Source organism: Streptosporangium nanhuense (assembly GCF_059358815.1).
Window position 1 is genome coordinate 267,237 of the sequence record NZ_JCADBG010000007.1, and the last position, 16,073, is coordinate 283,309.

Below are 16,073 nucleotides of genomic sequence, written 5' to 3' on the forward strand. Positions count from 1 at the left end.
GGGGGCGCATGGACGACGTGCTGCCGAGCCGGCCGAGCCGCTGGACGGCCGTGGCCGAGGTCGTAGGCCAGGCCGTGATCGACCTCGACCTGGACCGGTGGGACGCGATCTGCACCCTCGGCGTCGTGGCCCTGTTCTCCGGGCTGTGGATCGCCCTGGGCCTGGGCATCGCGCTGAGCGTGTGCGGCGCGCTGCTGCTCGCCCTCGGCATCGCTGGGGCCCGCGCGTCGGCGGCCGCCGACGTCCGCGAGCTCGCCCCGCACACCCAGCCGACCACCCAGCTCGCCGCGGCCCGCCGGAGCGTGTGATGGGACTCATCCGCTCCGCGGTGCGCGCGAGCGTCCTGCCGTCCTACGACCCGTCCGACACCCCGGGCCACCCCTCGGAGACGGCGCTCGCCGGGGGCTGGTGGGCGGGCGGCGGGGACACCTCGGCCGGGGTGTTCGTCTCGGAGGAGACCGCCCTGCACTACTCGCCGTTCTTCGGCGGGGTGCGGGTCCTGGCCGAGGACGTCGGTTCGCTGCCGCTGATCACGTACGAGCGCCTCGCGCGCGGCAAGCGGCGGGCGGCCGAGCACCCGCTGTACGGCGTGCTGCACGACCAGCCCAACCCCTACATGTCGAGCGTGAAGTTCCGCGAGACCCTGCAGGGCCATGCGATCACCTGGGGCGACGGGTTCGGCTCGATCGTGCGCAACGGCGCCGGCGACGTCACCGAGATCTGGCCGCTGCACCCGGGCCGGATGCGGGTAGAGATCACCCGGCTCGGCCGGGGCCGGATGACGCTCATGTACCGCTACACCGACCTGGTCAACGGGATCTCGGCGCTGATGCTCCCCGACGAGGTGCTGCACGTCGCCGGTCTGGGCGGCAACGGCATCCGCGGCTACAGCATGGTCGGCCTGGCCCGGCAGTCCATCGGGATGGGCCTGGCCACCGAGGCCTACGGCGCGAAGTTCTTCGGGTCCGGCGCGCGGCCCGGCGGCGTGCTCAAGCACCCCGGGACGCTCGGCAAGGACGCCTCTTTGCGGCTGCGTGAGGGCTGGGAGGACATGCACCGCGGCCTGGACAACGCCCAGCGCGTCGCCATCCTCGAAGAGGGGATGGAGTGGGAGAGCATCGGCATCCCGCCCGAGGACGCCCAGTTCTTGGAGACCCGCCGCCACAACGTGACGGAGATGGCGCGGTGGTTGCGCCTGCCGCCTCACAAGATCGGCGACCTGGAGCACGCGACGTACTCCAACATCGAGCACCAGGCATTGGACTACGTGACCAGCTCGCTGCGGATCTGGCTGGTGCGCTGGGAGCAGGCCATCACCACCCGGCTGCTCACCTCGGCCGAGCGCGGCAAGTACTTCGCCGAGCACCTCGTCGACGCGCTGCTTCGCGGCGACATCAAGTCCCGGTACGAGGCCTACGTCCACGGGCGGAACTGGGGCTGGCTCAGCGCGGACGACGTGCGCGAGCTGGAGAACATGAACCCGCTGCCCGACGAGCGCGGCTCGGTGTACCTGATGCCGCTCAACATGGGGCCGGCGCCCACGCCGAAGGAGATCGAGGAGGCCAAGGAGGCGGCGAAGACCGCGCCGCCCCCGGCGCCTGCTCCGGAGCCGCCGGCACCGATGCCCGAGGACGACGACGAGGCCGAGGAGCCGCCGCGGCGGCTGGGACTGCGCGGCCGCGGCATCGCGGGCCGCCAGCGCATCGCGGCCCGGTTCGCCGAGCTCCTGGCGGCCGCCGACGTCGACCTGGCGACCTGGGAACAGACCGAGGTGGGCGCGCTGGCCGAGCAGCACCTGCCCGCGAATCGGTCGGCGTTCTTGAGCGCGCTGGAGGAGCTGTACAGCGTCGGCGGGCCGGTCGCCGAGCGCACTACGAGCGTCTGGGCGCCGCTCCTCGCGGCGTTCGCGGCCGAGATCGCCGAGGACGCCGCCGCCGACGTCGCCTACACCGAGCCGGTCGACCTGACCGAGTGGGTCACCTCCTACGTCGCCAGCCACGTCGGCTACCGGATCGCCTCCGAGCTCGGCCAGCTCGCCGCGGCGGCCGGGACCGCCGACTCGGTCGCCGCGGTGCTGGCCCGGCTCGCGAAGTGGGTGGCCGAGCGGCCGGAGCAGATCAGCCGGTGGCAGGGCACCCAGATGGCGGCCGCCGCCGCCCGGGAGGCCTGGCGCGCGGCCGGGGTGACGTCACTGAAGTGGGTGACGTTCGGATCCGACGACTGCCCGTTCTGCAACTCCCTCGACGGGGCGGTGGTCGGCATCGCCGAGCCGTTCGTGGCCAAGGGCGCCGAGGTCGGCGACGGCGAGGAAAAGCTCAAGGCGGCCCGCGCCATCCATCACCCACCGCTGCACGTCGGGTGTGACTGCCAGATCGTCCCCGCTGGCTGAAGGAGGAAATGTGAAGACTGTTCACGTACGTGGCTACGCCGAACTCGAGCGCGCGGCCGGCGACGGCCCGATCCCCTTCACCGCGGCGACCGCCGGGCCGAAGGCCGACGGGCTGGACCTGCAGATGGGTGGCATCGACCTGGAGCGCTACCAGGCCAACCCGGTGATCATGTACGACCACGAGTACTGGGGCCGCGAGGCGCTGCCGATCGGCCGCGCCGAGAACGTCCGTGTCGAGGACGACGCGCTGAAGATGAGCATCGTGTTCGACCTCGAAGACGACTTCGCCCGCCAGGTCGACCGCAAGATTCGCGGCCGGTTCCTGAACGCCGTCAGCATCGGGTTCGGGGCGCACAACATCGACGAGTCGGGCGTGCCCGAGCGGTGGGAGCTGTACGAGACCAGCGTGGTCCCTCTCCCGCTGGACCCCTCCGCGGTCGCCGACCCTGACCGGGCCGGGCAGCTCGCGCTCGCCCGCGCCCTCGGCCTGGCCAGCGGCCGCGGCCCAGCACCGGCCGACCTCGACCCGGACGCCGTACGACAGGCGATCGCCTCTCTGCAGGCGCTGCTGCCCACCCCGCCGGCGCCGCAGTTCGCGGCCGTCGACCGGGCCCGGCGGCTGCGCCTCCTTGAGGCATCTCTCTAACCCACCACGATCTCCGCCACAGGGCCCACCTGGTCCTGCGCTGGCGGCTGTCCGCAGAAGACAAGGAGACACGGCGTGGACATCAACGCCATGCGGCAGGAGCGCGCCAGGCTGGCGAGGCAGGCGCGCGACCTCATGGACGACGCTCAGCGGGCGAACCGCGGCTTGAGCCCTGAGGAGGAGACGAAGTTCGACGCCCTCATGGCTGACGCCGACACCATCGAGCGGACCATCGAGCGCGAAGAGCGGCTGCGCGAGCGGGAGCGGATCATCGCCGACCTCAACCCGCCGACGGACCCCGGCGACCAGGGGCCCGGCACGCGGACCGCGCAGGAGCTGCAGACGGCCGCCTGGCGCGCCTACCTCCTCAACGGGCGCGGCCACCTGAGCGACGAGCACGCCCGCGCGCTCAACATGGGCTCAGACCCCGAGGGCGGCTATCTGGTCGCCCCGCAGCAGTGGGTGCAGCAGCTGCTCAAGACGCTGGACGACCAGGTCGTCATCCGGCGCCTGGCGACCGTCCACCAGCTCACCGAGGGCGAGTCCCTCGGCGTGCCGACGCTGGACACCGACCTCGCCGACGCCGAGTGGACCTCCGAGGTCGGCACCGGCTCCGACGACGACGCCCTGCGGTTCGGCGGCCGCGAGCTCCGCCCGCACCCGCTGGCCAAGCGCGTCAAGATCTCCCGGACGCTGCTGCGTCGCGCGGCGATCGACCCCGAGTCCATCGTCCGCGATCGGTTGAGCTACAAGTTCGCGGTCAGCGAGGAGAAGGCGTTCCTGACCGGGCACGGCAACCAGCAGCCGCTGGGACTTTTCACCGCGAGCTCCCAGGGCATCTCCACCGCCCGCGACGTCGTGGTGGGAGACATCTCCTCCGACGCGTGGGACATCAACGCCGAGGGCCTGGTCGACGCGAAGTACTTCCTGAAGGCTGGCTACCACGCGCGGGCCCGGTGGCTGTTCCACCGGTTCTCGATCGCGCGGATCCGCAAGCTGCGCACCGACGCCGGCGCGGGCCCGGGGACGGGTGACTTCATCTGGCAGCCGGGTCTGACGAGCGACAGGCCGGACACGATCCTGGAGATCCCGTACGAGATCAGCGAGTTCGTGCCGTCGACGTTCGCCGACGGCGCCTACGTCGGGATGCTGGCGGACTTCAGCTTCTACTGGATCGTCGAGGCCCTGCGCCTGGACGTGCAGCGCCTGGTGGAGCTGTACGCCGAGACGAACAGGGTGGGGTTCATCGGCCGCGCCGAGGTCGACGGTATGCCGATCTTCGAGGAGCCGTTCGTCCGCCTGAAGGTCCAGGCCTGATCCGGTCATCACGAATCTCACGACGTAGGAGGACAGACACGTGTCCAGGCTGGACCTGAGGAACAACATCGCCATCAGCCGGTCGCTGGCGCCGGCCTCGGTGGCCGACCCGAGCGTGCCGGTCAACGGCACGTCCGTCGACCTGGCGGGCTACGACGACGCACTGGTGGTCATCAACGCCGGCACCATCTCCGGCTCGTCGGCGACGCTCACCTTCGAGGTGCAGCACAGCGACGACAACTCCACGTTCGTCGCGGTGCCCGACGCCGAGCTCGACGGCGCCGAGCCGGTCGTGGCGGCCGCGAACGACGAGCAGATCCACACCGTCGGCTACAAGGGCATCAAGCGCTACCTGCGGGTGTCCATCACGGCGAAGGCCGGGACCACGCCCACGATGATCTGTGACGCCTCCGTGCTGCGCCAGCGCGGCCGCAAGCTGCCCCGCACCTGAGTTCCCCGCGGCCGGGCGGGCCCCTGCTGCCCCGGCCGCGGGCACCACCGATCACGTACGAGGAGGCACCCATGTGGGTGGAGATGATCCAGACGTTCGCCGACGCCGAGCGCAGCCTGGCGCCCGGCCAGCGCGGCATGTTCCCCAACGACGTCGCCGAGAAGATGATCGCCGACGGTGCGGCCGTCGAGGTCGACGGGCCCGAGGGCGAGCGCACCGACCGGACCGAGGTCCGTACCCGGCCGGTGCCGCAGCCGCCGCGCGGCGGCCGCCGCACCACGGCGCCGAAGAAGGTCGACGGCCAGGGCGACGGCGGCGGTGACGGCGCGGGCAAGAAGGAAGGCCAGCAGGGCCCGAAGGATCCGGCCGGCCAGACCCCGCCGCCGGGCGAGTAGGCCCCGATGGCCTACGCCACCGCCGAGCAGCTCGGCCGGCTCATGGGGCGCGGCGCCGAAGGCCTCGACGCGGACGAGACCGCCCGCGCCGAGCTGGTGCTGCAGCTGGCCACCGGCGTGATCGACGCCGAGACCGGCCAGTCCCTGGCCCTGGCCTCTGGTGAGGTGGTGCTGGACGGCACCGGCGGCCGCCGCCTGCTGCTGCCGCGCTGGCCGGTGGTGGCGATCGCCAGCGTGACCGTCCTGGACGCCGACGAGGAGCCGACCGAGCTGGTGCACGGCGTCGACTACCGGTGGACCCGGTACGGGCGGCTGCGCCGGGTCGGCGGGGCCTGGCCGTGCCAGGAACAGTCGATCATCGCCGACGTCACCGCGGGGTGGGACCCGGTGCCGGACGACGTGGTCGGTATCTGCCTGCGCCTGGCCCGCGCCGGGTGGGAGAACCCGACCGGTCTGAAAGCCGAGCGGCTGGGCGACTGGAACGCCCAGTACGAGGTCCCCGGGATGAACCCGACCTCCGCGGAGCTGCGGACCCTGTCGGTCTACCGGGCGCGCACGTGATCGCGCACCTCCTCAACCGGCGCCTCGGCGTCGAGCGGCGCGAGGAGACCGACGACGGCGGCGGCGGCCGCTCCGTCGCCTGGCTACCGGCCGGGACGGTCCGCGGCCGCCGCTCCCAGCCCACCAGCACCGAGCGCGAGACCGGCGACCAGCACGGCGCCGATCTGACCGACGTGGTCTACCTCCCGCCCGGCGCCGACGTACACCGCGGCGATCGGCTCTTGGACGGGGACGAGGTGCTGGAGGTCCTGGCCACCTACACCCCGTCCGCTCCCAAGTACCTGCGCGCCGACTGCAGGTCCCGCGACCGGGAGGAGGAGACGTGAAAGTCGAGGTCGACGCCCGCGCGCTGCGCAAGCAGATGTACCGGATGTTCCACGACGTCGACGAGGCCGGCGCCGACGTCGCGACCGAGTGGGCTGAGCACGTCCAGGCCCACGCCGTCGCCGACGTCGCCGTAGACACCGGGTTCCTGCAGGAGCACATCGACAAGAAGGTCAACAAGGCGCGGATGGCGGCCCAGGTCGGCGTCTTCGACCCGCGCGGCTACTACGGCGAGTTCATCGAGAAAGGCACCGAGTCCATCACCGCGGACCCGTTCCTGGAGCCCGCAGCCGAGGACGGCAACCGGCGTCTGCCCGAGCTCACTCGGCGGGCGCTGGATCGGCACCTGCCCTCATGAGCGCGCTGTGGCCGGTGCAGCAGGCGATGTACGCCCGGATGAAAGCTGACGAGCCGCTGGGCGCGCTGGTCTCCGGGATCTACGACGAGGTGCCGGAGAAGGTGTCCCCCGACCGGCCCTACATCGCGTTCGCCGAGCTGACCGAGAAAGACATCGGCGACCACGGCCGCCGCGCGTTCGAGGTCATCGCGGTACTGAACATCTGGTCGGCCTACCGCGGGTTCGCCCAGAACGCCCGGGTGCTCGCCGAGCTGGACCGGGTCCTGCACCGGGTGCCGCTGACGGTCGAGGGCTGGGAACTCATCAGCATCGCCCGGGTGACCGACGGGGTCCGGCGGGTCAACGACCCCAACATCCGACAAGGCCAGGCGCGATTCCGCGTCTGGGTTCAGGAGCCAGAGGAGTAGAGATGGCCGGAGTGGACGGGTACGGCTGCCAGCTGCAGCGATCCGACATGGAGGTGAGCCCGGCGTTCACCTCGGTGGCCGGGGTGACGAACATCGGCGGGCCCGAACTGGAGCGGGAGCCGTACGAGACGACGCACCACGGATCGCCGGACGGCTGGCGCGAGTTCATCGGCGGGTTGAAAGACGGTGGTGAGGTCAGCTTCGAGGTGCGCTACGACCCGCGCGTGCACGACGCGCTCGTGGAGGACTTCGAGGATGACGCGCCCAGGGACTACCGCTTGGTGTGGCCGGCCATCACGGGCGCGCAGTGGGACCTGACGGCGATCATGACCGGGTTCAACCCGGAGGGCCCGCACGACGACCTGCTGGCGGCCGAGATCACGCTGAAGGTGACCGGCAAGCCGGTCATCACCTGAGAGGCGCGAGCTGATGACGCTGCAGACCAAACTGATCGTGTCGCTGACCGGGCTGCTGACCGGCGTGCAGGACCTGGCCCAGGCCGAGGTGCCGCTGTCGCTGCGCCAGGCCGTCGTGCTCGCCGACGGCGCCGCCGCCGGGCAGGCTGACCGCATCTTCCACGACCGCCGTACGATCAGCGCCTCCAGCTCCGAGAGCCTCGACCTGGCGGGCGGGCTGACCGACCCGCTCGGCGCGTCGCTGACCTTCGCCCGGCTCAAGCTGCTGCTGGTGCGCGCCTCCTCCGCGAACACCAACCAGGTCCTCGTCGGCGGCGCCGTCTCCAACGCGCTCGCGTCGCCGTTCGGCGACGCCACCGACAAGATCAAGATCCCGCCGGGCGGCACCCTGCTGCTCGCCGCCGGGCAGGCCGACGCCACCGGCTACGCCGTCACCGCCTCAACCGGAGACCTCCTGCTGATCGCCAACAGCGGCGCCGGGTCCTCGGTCACCTACGACATCGTCCTGATCGGAGCATCCGCCTGATGGCCACCACCTCCACCCCCGCTGACACCCCGGCCTTCCTCACCCGCGACCAGATCCTGGACATCTCCGACCGCCGGGTGGAGTCGGTGCCGGTCCCCGAATGGGGCGGCACCGTGCGGGTCCGGTCCCTGACCGGCCGCGAGCGCGACAAGTTCGAGGCCTCGCTGCTGGACAAGCAGGGCAACGCCCGCCGGACCCTGGACGCCCGCGCCAAGCTGGCCCAGCTGTGCATCGTCGACGAGCGCGGCCAGCTGCTGTTCGGCGAGGACGACATCCGCGCCCTGTCGAACAAGAGCGCGGCCGCGCTGAACCGGGTGTTCGAGATGGCGCAGAAGCTCGCCGGTCTCACCGAGGAGGACCTGGAGGAGCTGGAGGGAAACTAAGGCGCCGTCCCGAGCGGCGCTTCTACTTCCGCCTGGCGAGCCACCTCGGGAAGACCGTCGGTGAGCTGCTCGCGCAGATCGACTCCCGGGAGATCACCGAGTGGATCGCCTACGAGCAGATGACCGGGCCGCTCGGCCCGGCCCGCGGCGACTACCAGGCCGCGCAGATCACCGCGAACATCCTCAACGTCAACCGCGGCAAGAACCGGCGGCCGCGGACCATCGGCGACGTGCTGATGCGCTGGGACAGCCGCGAGCCGGTGAGCGCTGAGGAGCTGTACGCGAAAGCTCAGCAGCTCAACGCGGCGATGGGCGGCACCCACCGCGAGGCCGTCCGGGAGGACGACACACCTTCATAGCAGGACCCGAGAGGGGGTGACCCATGGCCACCCTCAAGACCCTGCTGGTCAAGCTCGGGATGGACACCAAGCAGTTCAAATCCGGTGTGAACCGGGCCTTGACCGGGCTGGAGCAGCTGGCCGCCGGAGCGCAGAAGCTCTCCAGCGTCGGCAAGGGCACCAGCCTGGCGCTGCTGGCCGGCCAAGCCGTCAACCTCGGAGCGGCGCTCGCCCCGGCGGCCGGCGCGCTGCTGGCGCTGCCCGCGGCCATGGCCGCGGTGAAAGTCGCCAGCGCTACCGCGAAGATCGCTGTGGCCGGGGTCGGCGAAGCGATGGCCGCGGCCGCCGAAGGTGACGCAAAGAAGCTCGCCGAGGCCATGAAGGAGCTCTCCCCGGCCGCGAGGTCCTTCGTCACGGCGGCCGCCGCGATCAAAAAGCAAGGGCTCGACCCGATCCAGAAGGCGGTTCAGCAGCGGTTCTTCGAGGGCCTCACCGGCCCGCTGAAGGCCGCCGCCACCAGCGTCCTGCCGACGGCGAAGGCCGGGATGACGGAAGTCTCCGGGGCCCTGAACAGCATGGCTACGGAGGCGCTCCGCGTCGCGGCCACGCCCATGTTCAAGGGCGAGATGGCCAAGGTGTTCGGCAACACCGCCGGGGTGCTGAACACGTTGCGCGACGGTGTGGAGCCGCTCATCACCAGCGTGCTGAAGCTGGCCAACGCGGGCGCTCCGCTGATGCAGCGGATGGCTGGGTGGGCGGTCGAGGGGCTCAAGTCCGGCGCCGCCTTCCTCACCTCCGAGCAGGGGGCGGCGAAGCTCGCCGGGGTCGTCGACCGGGCGGGCAACACCCTCGCGACCCTCGGCACCATCGTCAAGAACGTCGGCGTCGGCCTGGCCGGGATCTTCAAAGGCGCCAGCACGGACGGCGCCTCCCTGCTCGGCACGATCGAGTCGCTGACCGCGCGGTTCGCCGCCTGGGCGCAGTCCGCGCAGGGGCAACAGCAGATCGGCAACGTCTTCCAACTGCTCGCGCAGACCGGCGCCGCGCTCGGCCCGGTCCTGTCGATGCTGTCCGGGCCGCTGACCACGCTCGCCAGCATCATCACCTCGATGCCGCCCGGCGTGCAGGAGGTCGTCGCCAAGTTCCTGGCGTTCTCGATCATCGCCGGAGCGATCGCGGGCAAGGTCGGCCCGGCCATCACCGGCCTCCGCCTCCTGGCGACCGGCATCGGCAACATCCCCGGAGCAGTCGCCAAGATCGGCCCCGCCGCCACGGCCATCGGAGCCTTCGGTACGAAGCTCGCCGCCACGGCGGCCACCGCGGCCGCGGCCGCTGGCCGGATGGTGCTGTCCATGGCGACGGCGGCGGCCGGGATGGTCGCCTCGGCGGCCACGATGGTCGCGACCATGGCCATGACCGCCGGGCGGGTGGTCGCGGGCTGGGTGCTGATGGGCGCCCAGGCGCTCGCACAGGCCGCCCGGGTGGCTCTGGCGTGGGTGATCGCAATGGGGCCGATCGGACTGATCATCGCTGCCGTGGTCGCCCTGGTCGCGTTGATCGTGGCCAACTGGGACACCATCCGCGAAGCCATCGGTGCCGCCTGGGAGTGGGTTTCCTCCAAGACGAGCGAGGTCTGGAACTCGATCGTCTCGTTCCTGACCGGCCTGTGGGAGGGCATCAAGTCCACGGCCGCCGCCGTCTGGCAGTGGATCAAGGACAAGATCTCGGGGTTTGTCTCTGGCGCCATCGCGATCTTCCAGAACTTCACTCTGCCGGGCCTGATCGCCAAACACTGGGAAACGATCAAAGCCGCAGCTCAGACCGCGTGGAACTGGGTCGTCACCCAGATCAAGACCGCGGTCACCAACGTGATCGCCGGAGTTCAGGCGCTCGCCGAGCTCCCGGGCAAGGTCAAGCAGTGGTTCCTCGAACTCGTCCAAGGCGCCATTAACAAAGCCGTGGAGCTGGTCACCTGGGCCAAGCAGTTCCCGCCCAAGATCGTCGCCGGGCTCGGAAACCTGGCCACCCTCCTGCTGCAGGCCGGAAAGGATCTGATCCTCGGCCTGATCAACGGGGTCAAGGCCATGGCGAGCCAGGCGATCGACGCCGCGAAGAACGTGATCAAGGGTGCCACCGACGCGGTCACCGGATTTTTGGACTCACACTCGCCGTCGCGGCTCTACCAGAGCATCGGCGTGAACACGATCCAGGGCTGGATCGACGGCGTCCTGTCCAAGGGGGGCGCCGCGGTGGCCGCGGCGAAGAAGGTCATGAAGAACGCCTCGAAGGCCGCCATGGCGGAGTCGTTCGGTGACAACAGGGCCGCCATCGACGAGGCGATCTCGGCAGCGGAGCGGAAAGCCGCACAGCAGAAAACGGAAATCCTCGGCGCCACGTCCGGCACGGCCGGGGTGGCGTTCAACGGCCCCACGTACGGGGGCGGCGGTGCAGCGGCGGCCGGCGGGGGCGGCACGGTCGTCAACGTCGACCTGAGCGGCAGCGTGATCCGCGAGGAGGCTGACGTTCCTCGGCTGGCCCGCCAGTTCGGCTACGAGCTCGCCGTCCAGGCCTGATTCAACATCGACAGGAAGGTGGTTCGGCATGTCCAGACTCCAGGCGTACACCGCCGCGGACCTGGCTCGGATGCGGTCTGTGGCGGTCCGCCCTCAGGGCTGGTCCTACAGGGTCAAGGCCCGGCGCAAGACGATCCGGCACCTCATCACGGGGGAGCTGATGCAGATCACGCTCGACGAGCTCGGCAACCGCATCCGCGAGCGCCAGCACGGCCAGGACGCGCACGTGTTCCTGCCCCACCTGGTCATCCACGCCGCCTCAGGCGAGGTCATGAAGGAGCTGCGCGGATGAACGGCCTCGGACTCCCCGCCACACCCACGCCGCTGTCACAGCTGCGCGCCGAGCTCGCCCTGGCCGAAGCGTGCGAGCCGATCTGGCAGGCCCACCAGGCCGCGAAGGCCGCGTACCGGAAGGCGGTCGAGGGCGGCACCATGGCCGAGGTGCGCGCCGCCAGCGAGGCGAAGAACGCCGCGGCGGTCGCGCTGAACGACACCAGGACGTGGCTGCGCCGGGAGAAGCGCATCGCCAAATTCGGCGTCGAGCTCCCCGCGCTGGCCCAGCGTCTCAAGGGGCAGATCCTCGACCAGGACGGCCGGCCCGACGCGAAGCTGCGTGCCGAGCTGGAGGCCCAGTTCACCGCCTGGCGCCAGGAGCTGGATGAGGCAGAGGCCGACGCAGCGCCGCTGCGGGAGTTGTTCGGCGCGCAGCCACCAGGCCCGGCGGTGGTGGTCGAAGACGGGTCCGCGGACGCGACCGGCCAGCCCGTGACCGTGCGGGCCCGGCCCCGCACCGGCAAGACGACCGGAGGTAAGTAACCATGGCATCCGGCCTGTACGCAGCCACCTTCATGGACATCTTCGACACCACCCAGCTCGGCGTCGACTTCGATCTGGAGACCCACCAGTGGGCGCTCTACACCTCCAGCAAGAGCCCGAACTACGACTCCGACACCACCTACAGCGCGACGAACGAGATCAGCGGCACGGGCTACACGGCGCGCGGCAAGGTCGTCACCGGCACCGCACTGTCCAAGGCCTCCGCGCTGATGAAGTACAGCTCCGACGCCGTCCAATGGGCCAGCTCCACCCTGACCGGGGTGCGGCATGTCGACATGTTCGCCGAGCCGGTGTCCGGTGATCCGCTAATCATGGGCATCGACCTCGGCAGCAACTACAACACCTCCGCCGGAACCTTGCTGATCACTCCGCACGCCAACGGCCTGTTCACCATGGACTTCACGCCCTGATCTGAGAGGCGGGTCATGCCCAGCGTCGACACCTCACCCGCAGTCGTCTCCGCCGCCGACGTCACCACGGTCACCACCGCGTCGTTCACCCGCCCCGCCGCGGGCGGGCTGCTGGTCGCCGAAGTGATGTGCACCAGCAACGGGGCGACCGCCCTGTCCGGCGGCAGCCTGACGTGGACGCGGCGCTCCAGCATCGTCTCGGAGACAGTGGCGCGGGCCGAGGTGTGGACGGCCCCGGTCACCGGCAGCGGAACCATGACCGTCACGCTGACCGTCACCGGCACCGACCAGAGCCTCGGTCTGAAGGTCCTGGCGGTCAGCGGACAGCACCCCTCCTCACCGATCGGGCAGACCGGCAACGGCACGTCCACCACGAACGCCGTCACGATCAACGGTTACACCAGCAGCGCCGCCGGTAGCCGAGGGTTCTGCGCGGCATTCGATCTGATCGGGGGCGGCGTCCCGACCTCCACCGACACCGGGTTCGGGTGGTACGTCGCCGGCGGCTACTACGCGTCCGGCATCGGCATCCATAAGGCCTCTGATACGCCGTCGTCGGGCACCGTGGTTACGTTCAACCTGGACGCGTCAGGGTCGGACGCCGCGAACTGGAAATGGGCGGCGCTGGAGATCCTCCCAGCGTCCACCGGCGCCTCCGTGGACATCACCACCGTCGATGTCGTCACCACCGTCCCGGCCCCAGACGTGTCTGCAGGTGCGAGCTCGACCCCGGCCGCGGTCGATGTCGTCACCACCGTCCCGGCCCCGTCCGTGTCGGCGGGCGCGTCCACCGTCCCGGCCGCCGTCGCCGTCGTCACGACGGTGCCGGTGCCGGCCGTGACGGTGGACACCGCCGAGGTCGTCACCCCCACCACTGTCGCCGTCCCCCTCACCATCCCCACCCCGGACGTATCCACCAGCTCGGCCATCCAACCGGGCACAGTCTCGGTGGCCACGGCGGTCTACACGCCGGACGTCGACGCCGAGTTCAACGCCGACGTCACCCTCACCACCGTCGCAGTTGGTGTCACGGTGGACGGGGCCGTCGCGACCGTACCCGTCCTGCCCGGAGACCAGCTCGACGGCCTGGCGAGCCAGATCGAGTGGAACGGCTTCATCATCGGCCGCGGCACCCCCTACCGATGGCAGGACCTGGAGGGGTGGCGCGGCAAGGACTCCCCCGACAGCGGGAACGCGCCCAGGGCCAATCGCCGAGGGTCTGCGCCGGGCCGGCCGCTGTCTCGCGAGCGCACCCTGCGGATGATCGGACTGATCACGGCACGCCGCGACGAGGTCGAGGCCGTGGTCCTGGCGCTGGAGAACGCGACCCCTCACGAGCGCGACGCGAGGCAGTCGCCGATCGTGATCAACGATCTCGGGACGCCCTACCTGGCGTATGGCCGCATCGACCAGGTGTACATCCCCGGCGATCTCCTGCTCAGGATGGGCGTCGGAAAGATCGTGCTCCAGTGGATCCTCGCCGAACCCCGCCGCTACAACGTGAACGCGACCGGAGTCACGGTCCCGATCAACAGCATCGTGGAGATCACCAACGCCGGGAACAGCGAGACCAATCCGCTGATCATCTTCCCAGGTCTGACCGTCGGTCCTCGCCTGCACAACCTCACCCTCGACCGGGTGACCGAGTGGAACCTGACCGTCCCGTCCGGCCAGGAACTCATCGTCGACACCGACCTGGGCACAGCCAAACTGCACGACGCCACCTCCGGCGCCGAGCTGGCTGACGTCGGCAACGACATGTCGTTCGGCTCGGTCTCCATCTGGGACTGGATCCTCGACCGCGGCCCCCAGGACGTGGAGTACACCGCGGCCAGTGGGGGCTCGCAGGCCGAGGTCCTCTACCGCGACGCATGGGACTAGGGGTGCCGTGACCGCGTCCTACCGCTCCATCTCCTCAGGCACCACCTCAGGCGCCGACGAGACGATCCTGGTCCCCCGCCCCGCCGGAATGGCGCCCACAGACATCCTGTGGGCGATCCAGGCTGCGCTGTTCGACGACTTCGACGACATCGAAGACCCGGCCGGGTGGATGCCCGTCGGAGACCAGATCATCGACGATTCGCTGGGCCTGTACGCGCGCCTGTACCGGCGTACCGGGCCCGGCGGCGGGACAGGCCCGTACGCCTTCCCTCACGCCGGGCCGAACGCAGGCGCGGTGGTCATCGTCACCGCGGACGGGGCGTCCACCACGGTCCCGATGCGGGTCGCGGTCGGCCCTTGGTATGAGGTCGCGGATCAAGCGCCCACCCCCAACGTCGCCCCGGCCGCCGCCAGTCACCTGGAGATCCGGATCGGTGTCGCGTTCGCCCCGGACACGCTGTCGTGGTCGGCGCCGTCCGGGTACGTGACGCGCCGCGTCACCACCGCAGGCGAGGCCTTGACGGTGCTGGTCGCGACCCGGGAGATCAGCTCCAGCGCGCCGTCCGGCCCGAAGTCGTTCACCGCGTCCGAGTCGCAGGTGTTCGGCTCGCACGGCATCACCATCTCGATCCCGTCCGCGGTGACCGTCCCGGACGTGCCGCCGGTCCCGGTGGATGCGCCCGGCGCGGGCGACGCGCTCTACTCCTACCGGTTCTCCCGCCTGTTTGGCGGCCGGTTGGGTGACCTCGACCTGCACGGCGTCAGCTTCGAGAAGCGCATCAGCAGGCGGGGACAGATCAACGTCGGTAACTTCTCCGCGACCTACCCGATCGCGAACGAAAACGAGGGCGACCTGGTCGCGAAGATCATCCCTCGGCGTCCGTCGGATCTGCTGCGCGGGCCCGGCGTCACCGTGGTGGACATCTGGCGGGCGGGCGACGACCACTGGGGCCGGTACTGGATCATCGGCGCGAAGATCAGCAAGAAGCGCCGAACCAGGCCTGTCCTGACCCTGTCGGGCGTCGACATGATCGCCTACCTGTCCTACGTCGAACTGGAGGAAGCCCTCGGCCCGTTCGAGGACGAAGACCGGGTCGAGATCGTCCGCCAGCTCATCGACCACCTGCAGAGCCAGGAGCACGCCGACATCGGCCTCCTGGTCCAGGGCGGCCTGTCGGAGTCCACGCTGACCCGCACCTACGAGGCCCACAAGGGTAAGTACGGCCAGCATCTGGCCGATGCCACCGCGGGCACCGACGGCATCGAGCTGATGGTCAACACCGAGCTCGGCGCCGAAGGGGTGGAGTTGCACCTGGTGTGGGGCCAACCGCTCGGCGACGCCGACGCCCCGCACATGTTCACCGACTCGCCGGGCGGCGGGGAGATCCTCGACGTCGACATCGACATGACGCCGCTGACGCGGGGCACCCGGTGGCGGGCCCGCGGCGACTCCATCGACACCGACGCCTCCACCACCTCGGAGCCGCTGCTGTCGGCCGCCTACTCCTCGCCGCATCTGGCGACCGGGGTGTGGCCGCGTATCGACCGGACCGTGGACCGGCCCGGGGTGACGAGCCTGGCGCAGTTGAACGCGGTGGCCGCCGAGCTCGCTGCGACCTCCGGCGGCGCCCCGCACGTCATGTCCGTCGCCGTCCTGCTCGGCGAGCAGCCGACCATCCACCCGAACAAGCTCGGCGACACCGCGCGCATCGTCATCACCGACGAGTGGTTCCGGCGAGTCAACAGCGGCGCCGGCCTGGACGAGCGGCGCCGGATCCTCGGCATGAAGGTCACCCCGGTCGGCCGCGAAAACGGTCGTGATGAGGCAGAGCTGTTCATCGACGACCAGGAGGTGGAGTGA

20 protein-coding genes are annotated in these 16,073 nt (G+C 70.7%); all 20 read left to right on the plus strand.

The features are described from left to right. Nucleotides 1–8: 8 nt before the first annotated feature. Nucleotides 9–308 (plus strand): hypothetical protein, encoded by a 300-nt coding sequence (locus tag AC5L38_RS16490; RefSeq protein WP_495243671.1) that lies wholly within the window; start codon nucleotides 9–11, stop codon nucleotides 306–308. Next, complete coding sequence (locus AC5L38_RS16495) at nucleotides 308–2,389, plus strand: phage portal protein (RefSeq protein WP_495243672.1); 2,082 nt, start codon at nucleotides 308–310, stop codon at nucleotides 2,387–2,389. The genes AC5L38_RS16490 and AC5L38_RS16495 overlap by 1 nt, the downstream gene beginning before the upstream one ends. Nucleotides 2,390–2,399: 10 nt before the next feature. Then, the gene (locus AC5L38_RS16500) at nucleotides 2,400–3,035 is read left to right on the plus strand and encodes an HK97 family phage prohead protease (protein WP_495243673.1); all 636 of its coding nucleotides are present in this window, start codon (nucleotides 2,400–2,402) and stop codon (nucleotides 3,033–3,035) included. Between the two features lie 75 nt (nucleotides 3,036–3,110). Beyond that, nucleotides 3,111–4,352, plus strand: a complete 1,242-nt coding sequence (locus AC5L38_RS16505) for a phage major capsid protein (protein ID WP_495243674.1) — start codon at nucleotides 3,111–3,113, stop codon at nucleotides 4,350–4,352. A 40-nt stretch (nucleotides 4,353–4,392) separates the two neighbouring features. Further along, nucleotides 4,393–4,803 (plus strand): hypothetical protein, encoded by a 411-nt coding sequence (locus tag AC5L38_RS16510; RefSeq protein WP_495243675.1) that lies wholly within the window; start codon nucleotides 4,393–4,395, stop codon nucleotides 4,801–4,803. Nucleotides 4,804–4,874: 71 nt separating this feature from the next. Beyond that, on the plus strand, nucleotides 4,875–5,198 hold the full coding sequence (locus tag AC5L38_RS16515) for a hypothetical protein (protein ID WP_495243676.1): 324 nt from the start codon (nucleotides 4,875–4,877) through the stop codon (nucleotides 5,196–5,198). 6 nt (nucleotides 5,199–5,204) lie between these two features. Then, on the plus strand, nucleotides 5,205–5,759 hold the full coding sequence (locus AC5L38_RS16520) for a hypothetical protein (protein ID WP_495243677.1): 555 nt from the start codon (nucleotides 5,205–5,207) through the stop codon (nucleotides 5,757–5,759). Next, nucleotides 5,756–6,085, plus strand: a complete 330-nt coding sequence (locus AC5L38_RS16525) for a head-tail adaptor protein (RefSeq protein WP_495243678.1) — start codon at nucleotides 5,756–5,758, stop codon at nucleotides 6,083–6,085. Before AC5L38_RS16520 ends, AC5L38_RS16525 begins: the two co-directional genes overlap by 4 nt. After that, nucleotides 6,082–6,441, plus strand: a complete 360-nt coding sequence (locus AC5L38_RS16530) for an HK97 gp10 family phage protein (RefSeq protein ID WP_495243679.1) — start codon at nucleotides 6,082–6,084, stop codon at nucleotides 6,439–6,441. The genes AC5L38_RS16525 and AC5L38_RS16530 overlap by 4 nt, the downstream gene beginning before the upstream one ends. Then, nucleotides 6,438–6,848: a DUF3168 domain-containing protein gene (locus tag AC5L38_RS16535; protein WP_495243680.1), complete on the plus strand. Its 411-nt coding sequence runs from the start codon at nucleotides 6,438–6,440 to the stop codon at nucleotides 6,846–6,848. The genes AC5L38_RS16530 and AC5L38_RS16535 overlap by 4 nt, the downstream gene beginning before the upstream one ends. Nucleotides 6,849–6,850: 2 nt before the next feature. Beyond that, on the plus strand, nucleotides 6,851–7,264 hold the full coding sequence (locus tag AC5L38_RS16540) for a phage tail tube protein (RefSeq protein ID WP_495243681.1): 414 nt from the start codon (nucleotides 6,851–6,853) through the stop codon (nucleotides 7,262–7,264). A 13-nt stretch (nucleotides 7,265–7,277) separates the two neighbouring features. Continuing rightward, on the plus strand, nucleotides 7,278–7,790 hold the full coding sequence (locus AC5L38_RS16545; protein WP_495243682.1) for a hypothetical protein: 513 nt from the start codon (nucleotides 7,278–7,280) through the stop codon (nucleotides 7,788–7,790). Next, nucleotides 7,790–8,173 carry a phage tail assembly chaperone gene (locus tag AC5L38_RS16550; RefSeq protein ID WP_495243683.1) on the plus strand — a complete coding sequence of 128 codons (384 nt, stop codon included), beginning with the start codon at nucleotides 7,790–7,792 and terminating at the stop codon, nucleotides 8,171–8,173. Before AC5L38_RS16545 ends, AC5L38_RS16550 begins: the two co-directional genes overlap by 1 nt. A 92-nt stretch (nucleotides 8,174–8,265) precedes the next feature. Next, on the plus strand, nucleotides 8,266–8,532 hold the full coding sequence (locus tag AC5L38_RS16555) for a phage tail assembly protein T (RefSeq protein ID WP_495243763.1): 267 nt from the start codon (nucleotides 8,266–8,268) through the stop codon (nucleotides 8,530–8,532). A gap of 23 nt (nucleotides 8,533–8,555) precedes the next feature. Then, nucleotides 8,556–11,084, plus strand: coding sequence for a phage tail protein (locus AC5L38_RS16560; protein ID WP_495243684.1), 2,529 nt, complete (start codon nucleotides 8,556–8,558; stop codon nucleotides 11,082–11,084). A 28-nt stretch (nucleotides 11,085–11,112) separates the two neighbouring features. Beyond that, a complete protein-coding gene (locus AC5L38_RS16565; protein WP_495243685.1) occupies nucleotides 11,113–11,376 on the plus strand; it encodes a hypothetical protein in 264 nt (87 codons plus the stop codon). Next, a complete protein-coding gene (locus AC5L38_RS16570) occupies nucleotides 11,373–11,900 on the plus strand; it encodes a hypothetical protein (RefSeq protein ID WP_495243686.1) in 528 nt (175 codons plus the stop codon). The genes AC5L38_RS16565 and AC5L38_RS16570 overlap by 4 nt, the downstream gene beginning before the upstream one ends. Before the next feature lie 2 nt (nucleotides 11,901–11,902). Beyond that, a complete protein-coding gene (locus AC5L38_RS16575) occupies nucleotides 11,903–12,331 on the plus strand; it encodes a hypothetical protein (RefSeq protein ID WP_495243687.1) in 429 nt (142 codons plus the stop codon). 15 nt (nucleotides 12,332–12,346) lie between these two features. Then, nucleotides 12,347–14,212, plus strand: a complete 1,866-nt coding sequence (locus tag AC5L38_RS16580) for a hypothetical protein (protein WP_495243688.1) — start codon at nucleotides 12,347–12,349, stop codon at nucleotides 14,210–14,212. Between the two features lie 7 nt (nucleotides 14,213–14,219). Then, entirely contained in the window at nucleotides 14,220–16,073 is a 1,854-nt protein-coding gene (locus tag AC5L38_RS16585) for a hypothetical protein (protein WP_495243689.1), read from the plus strand.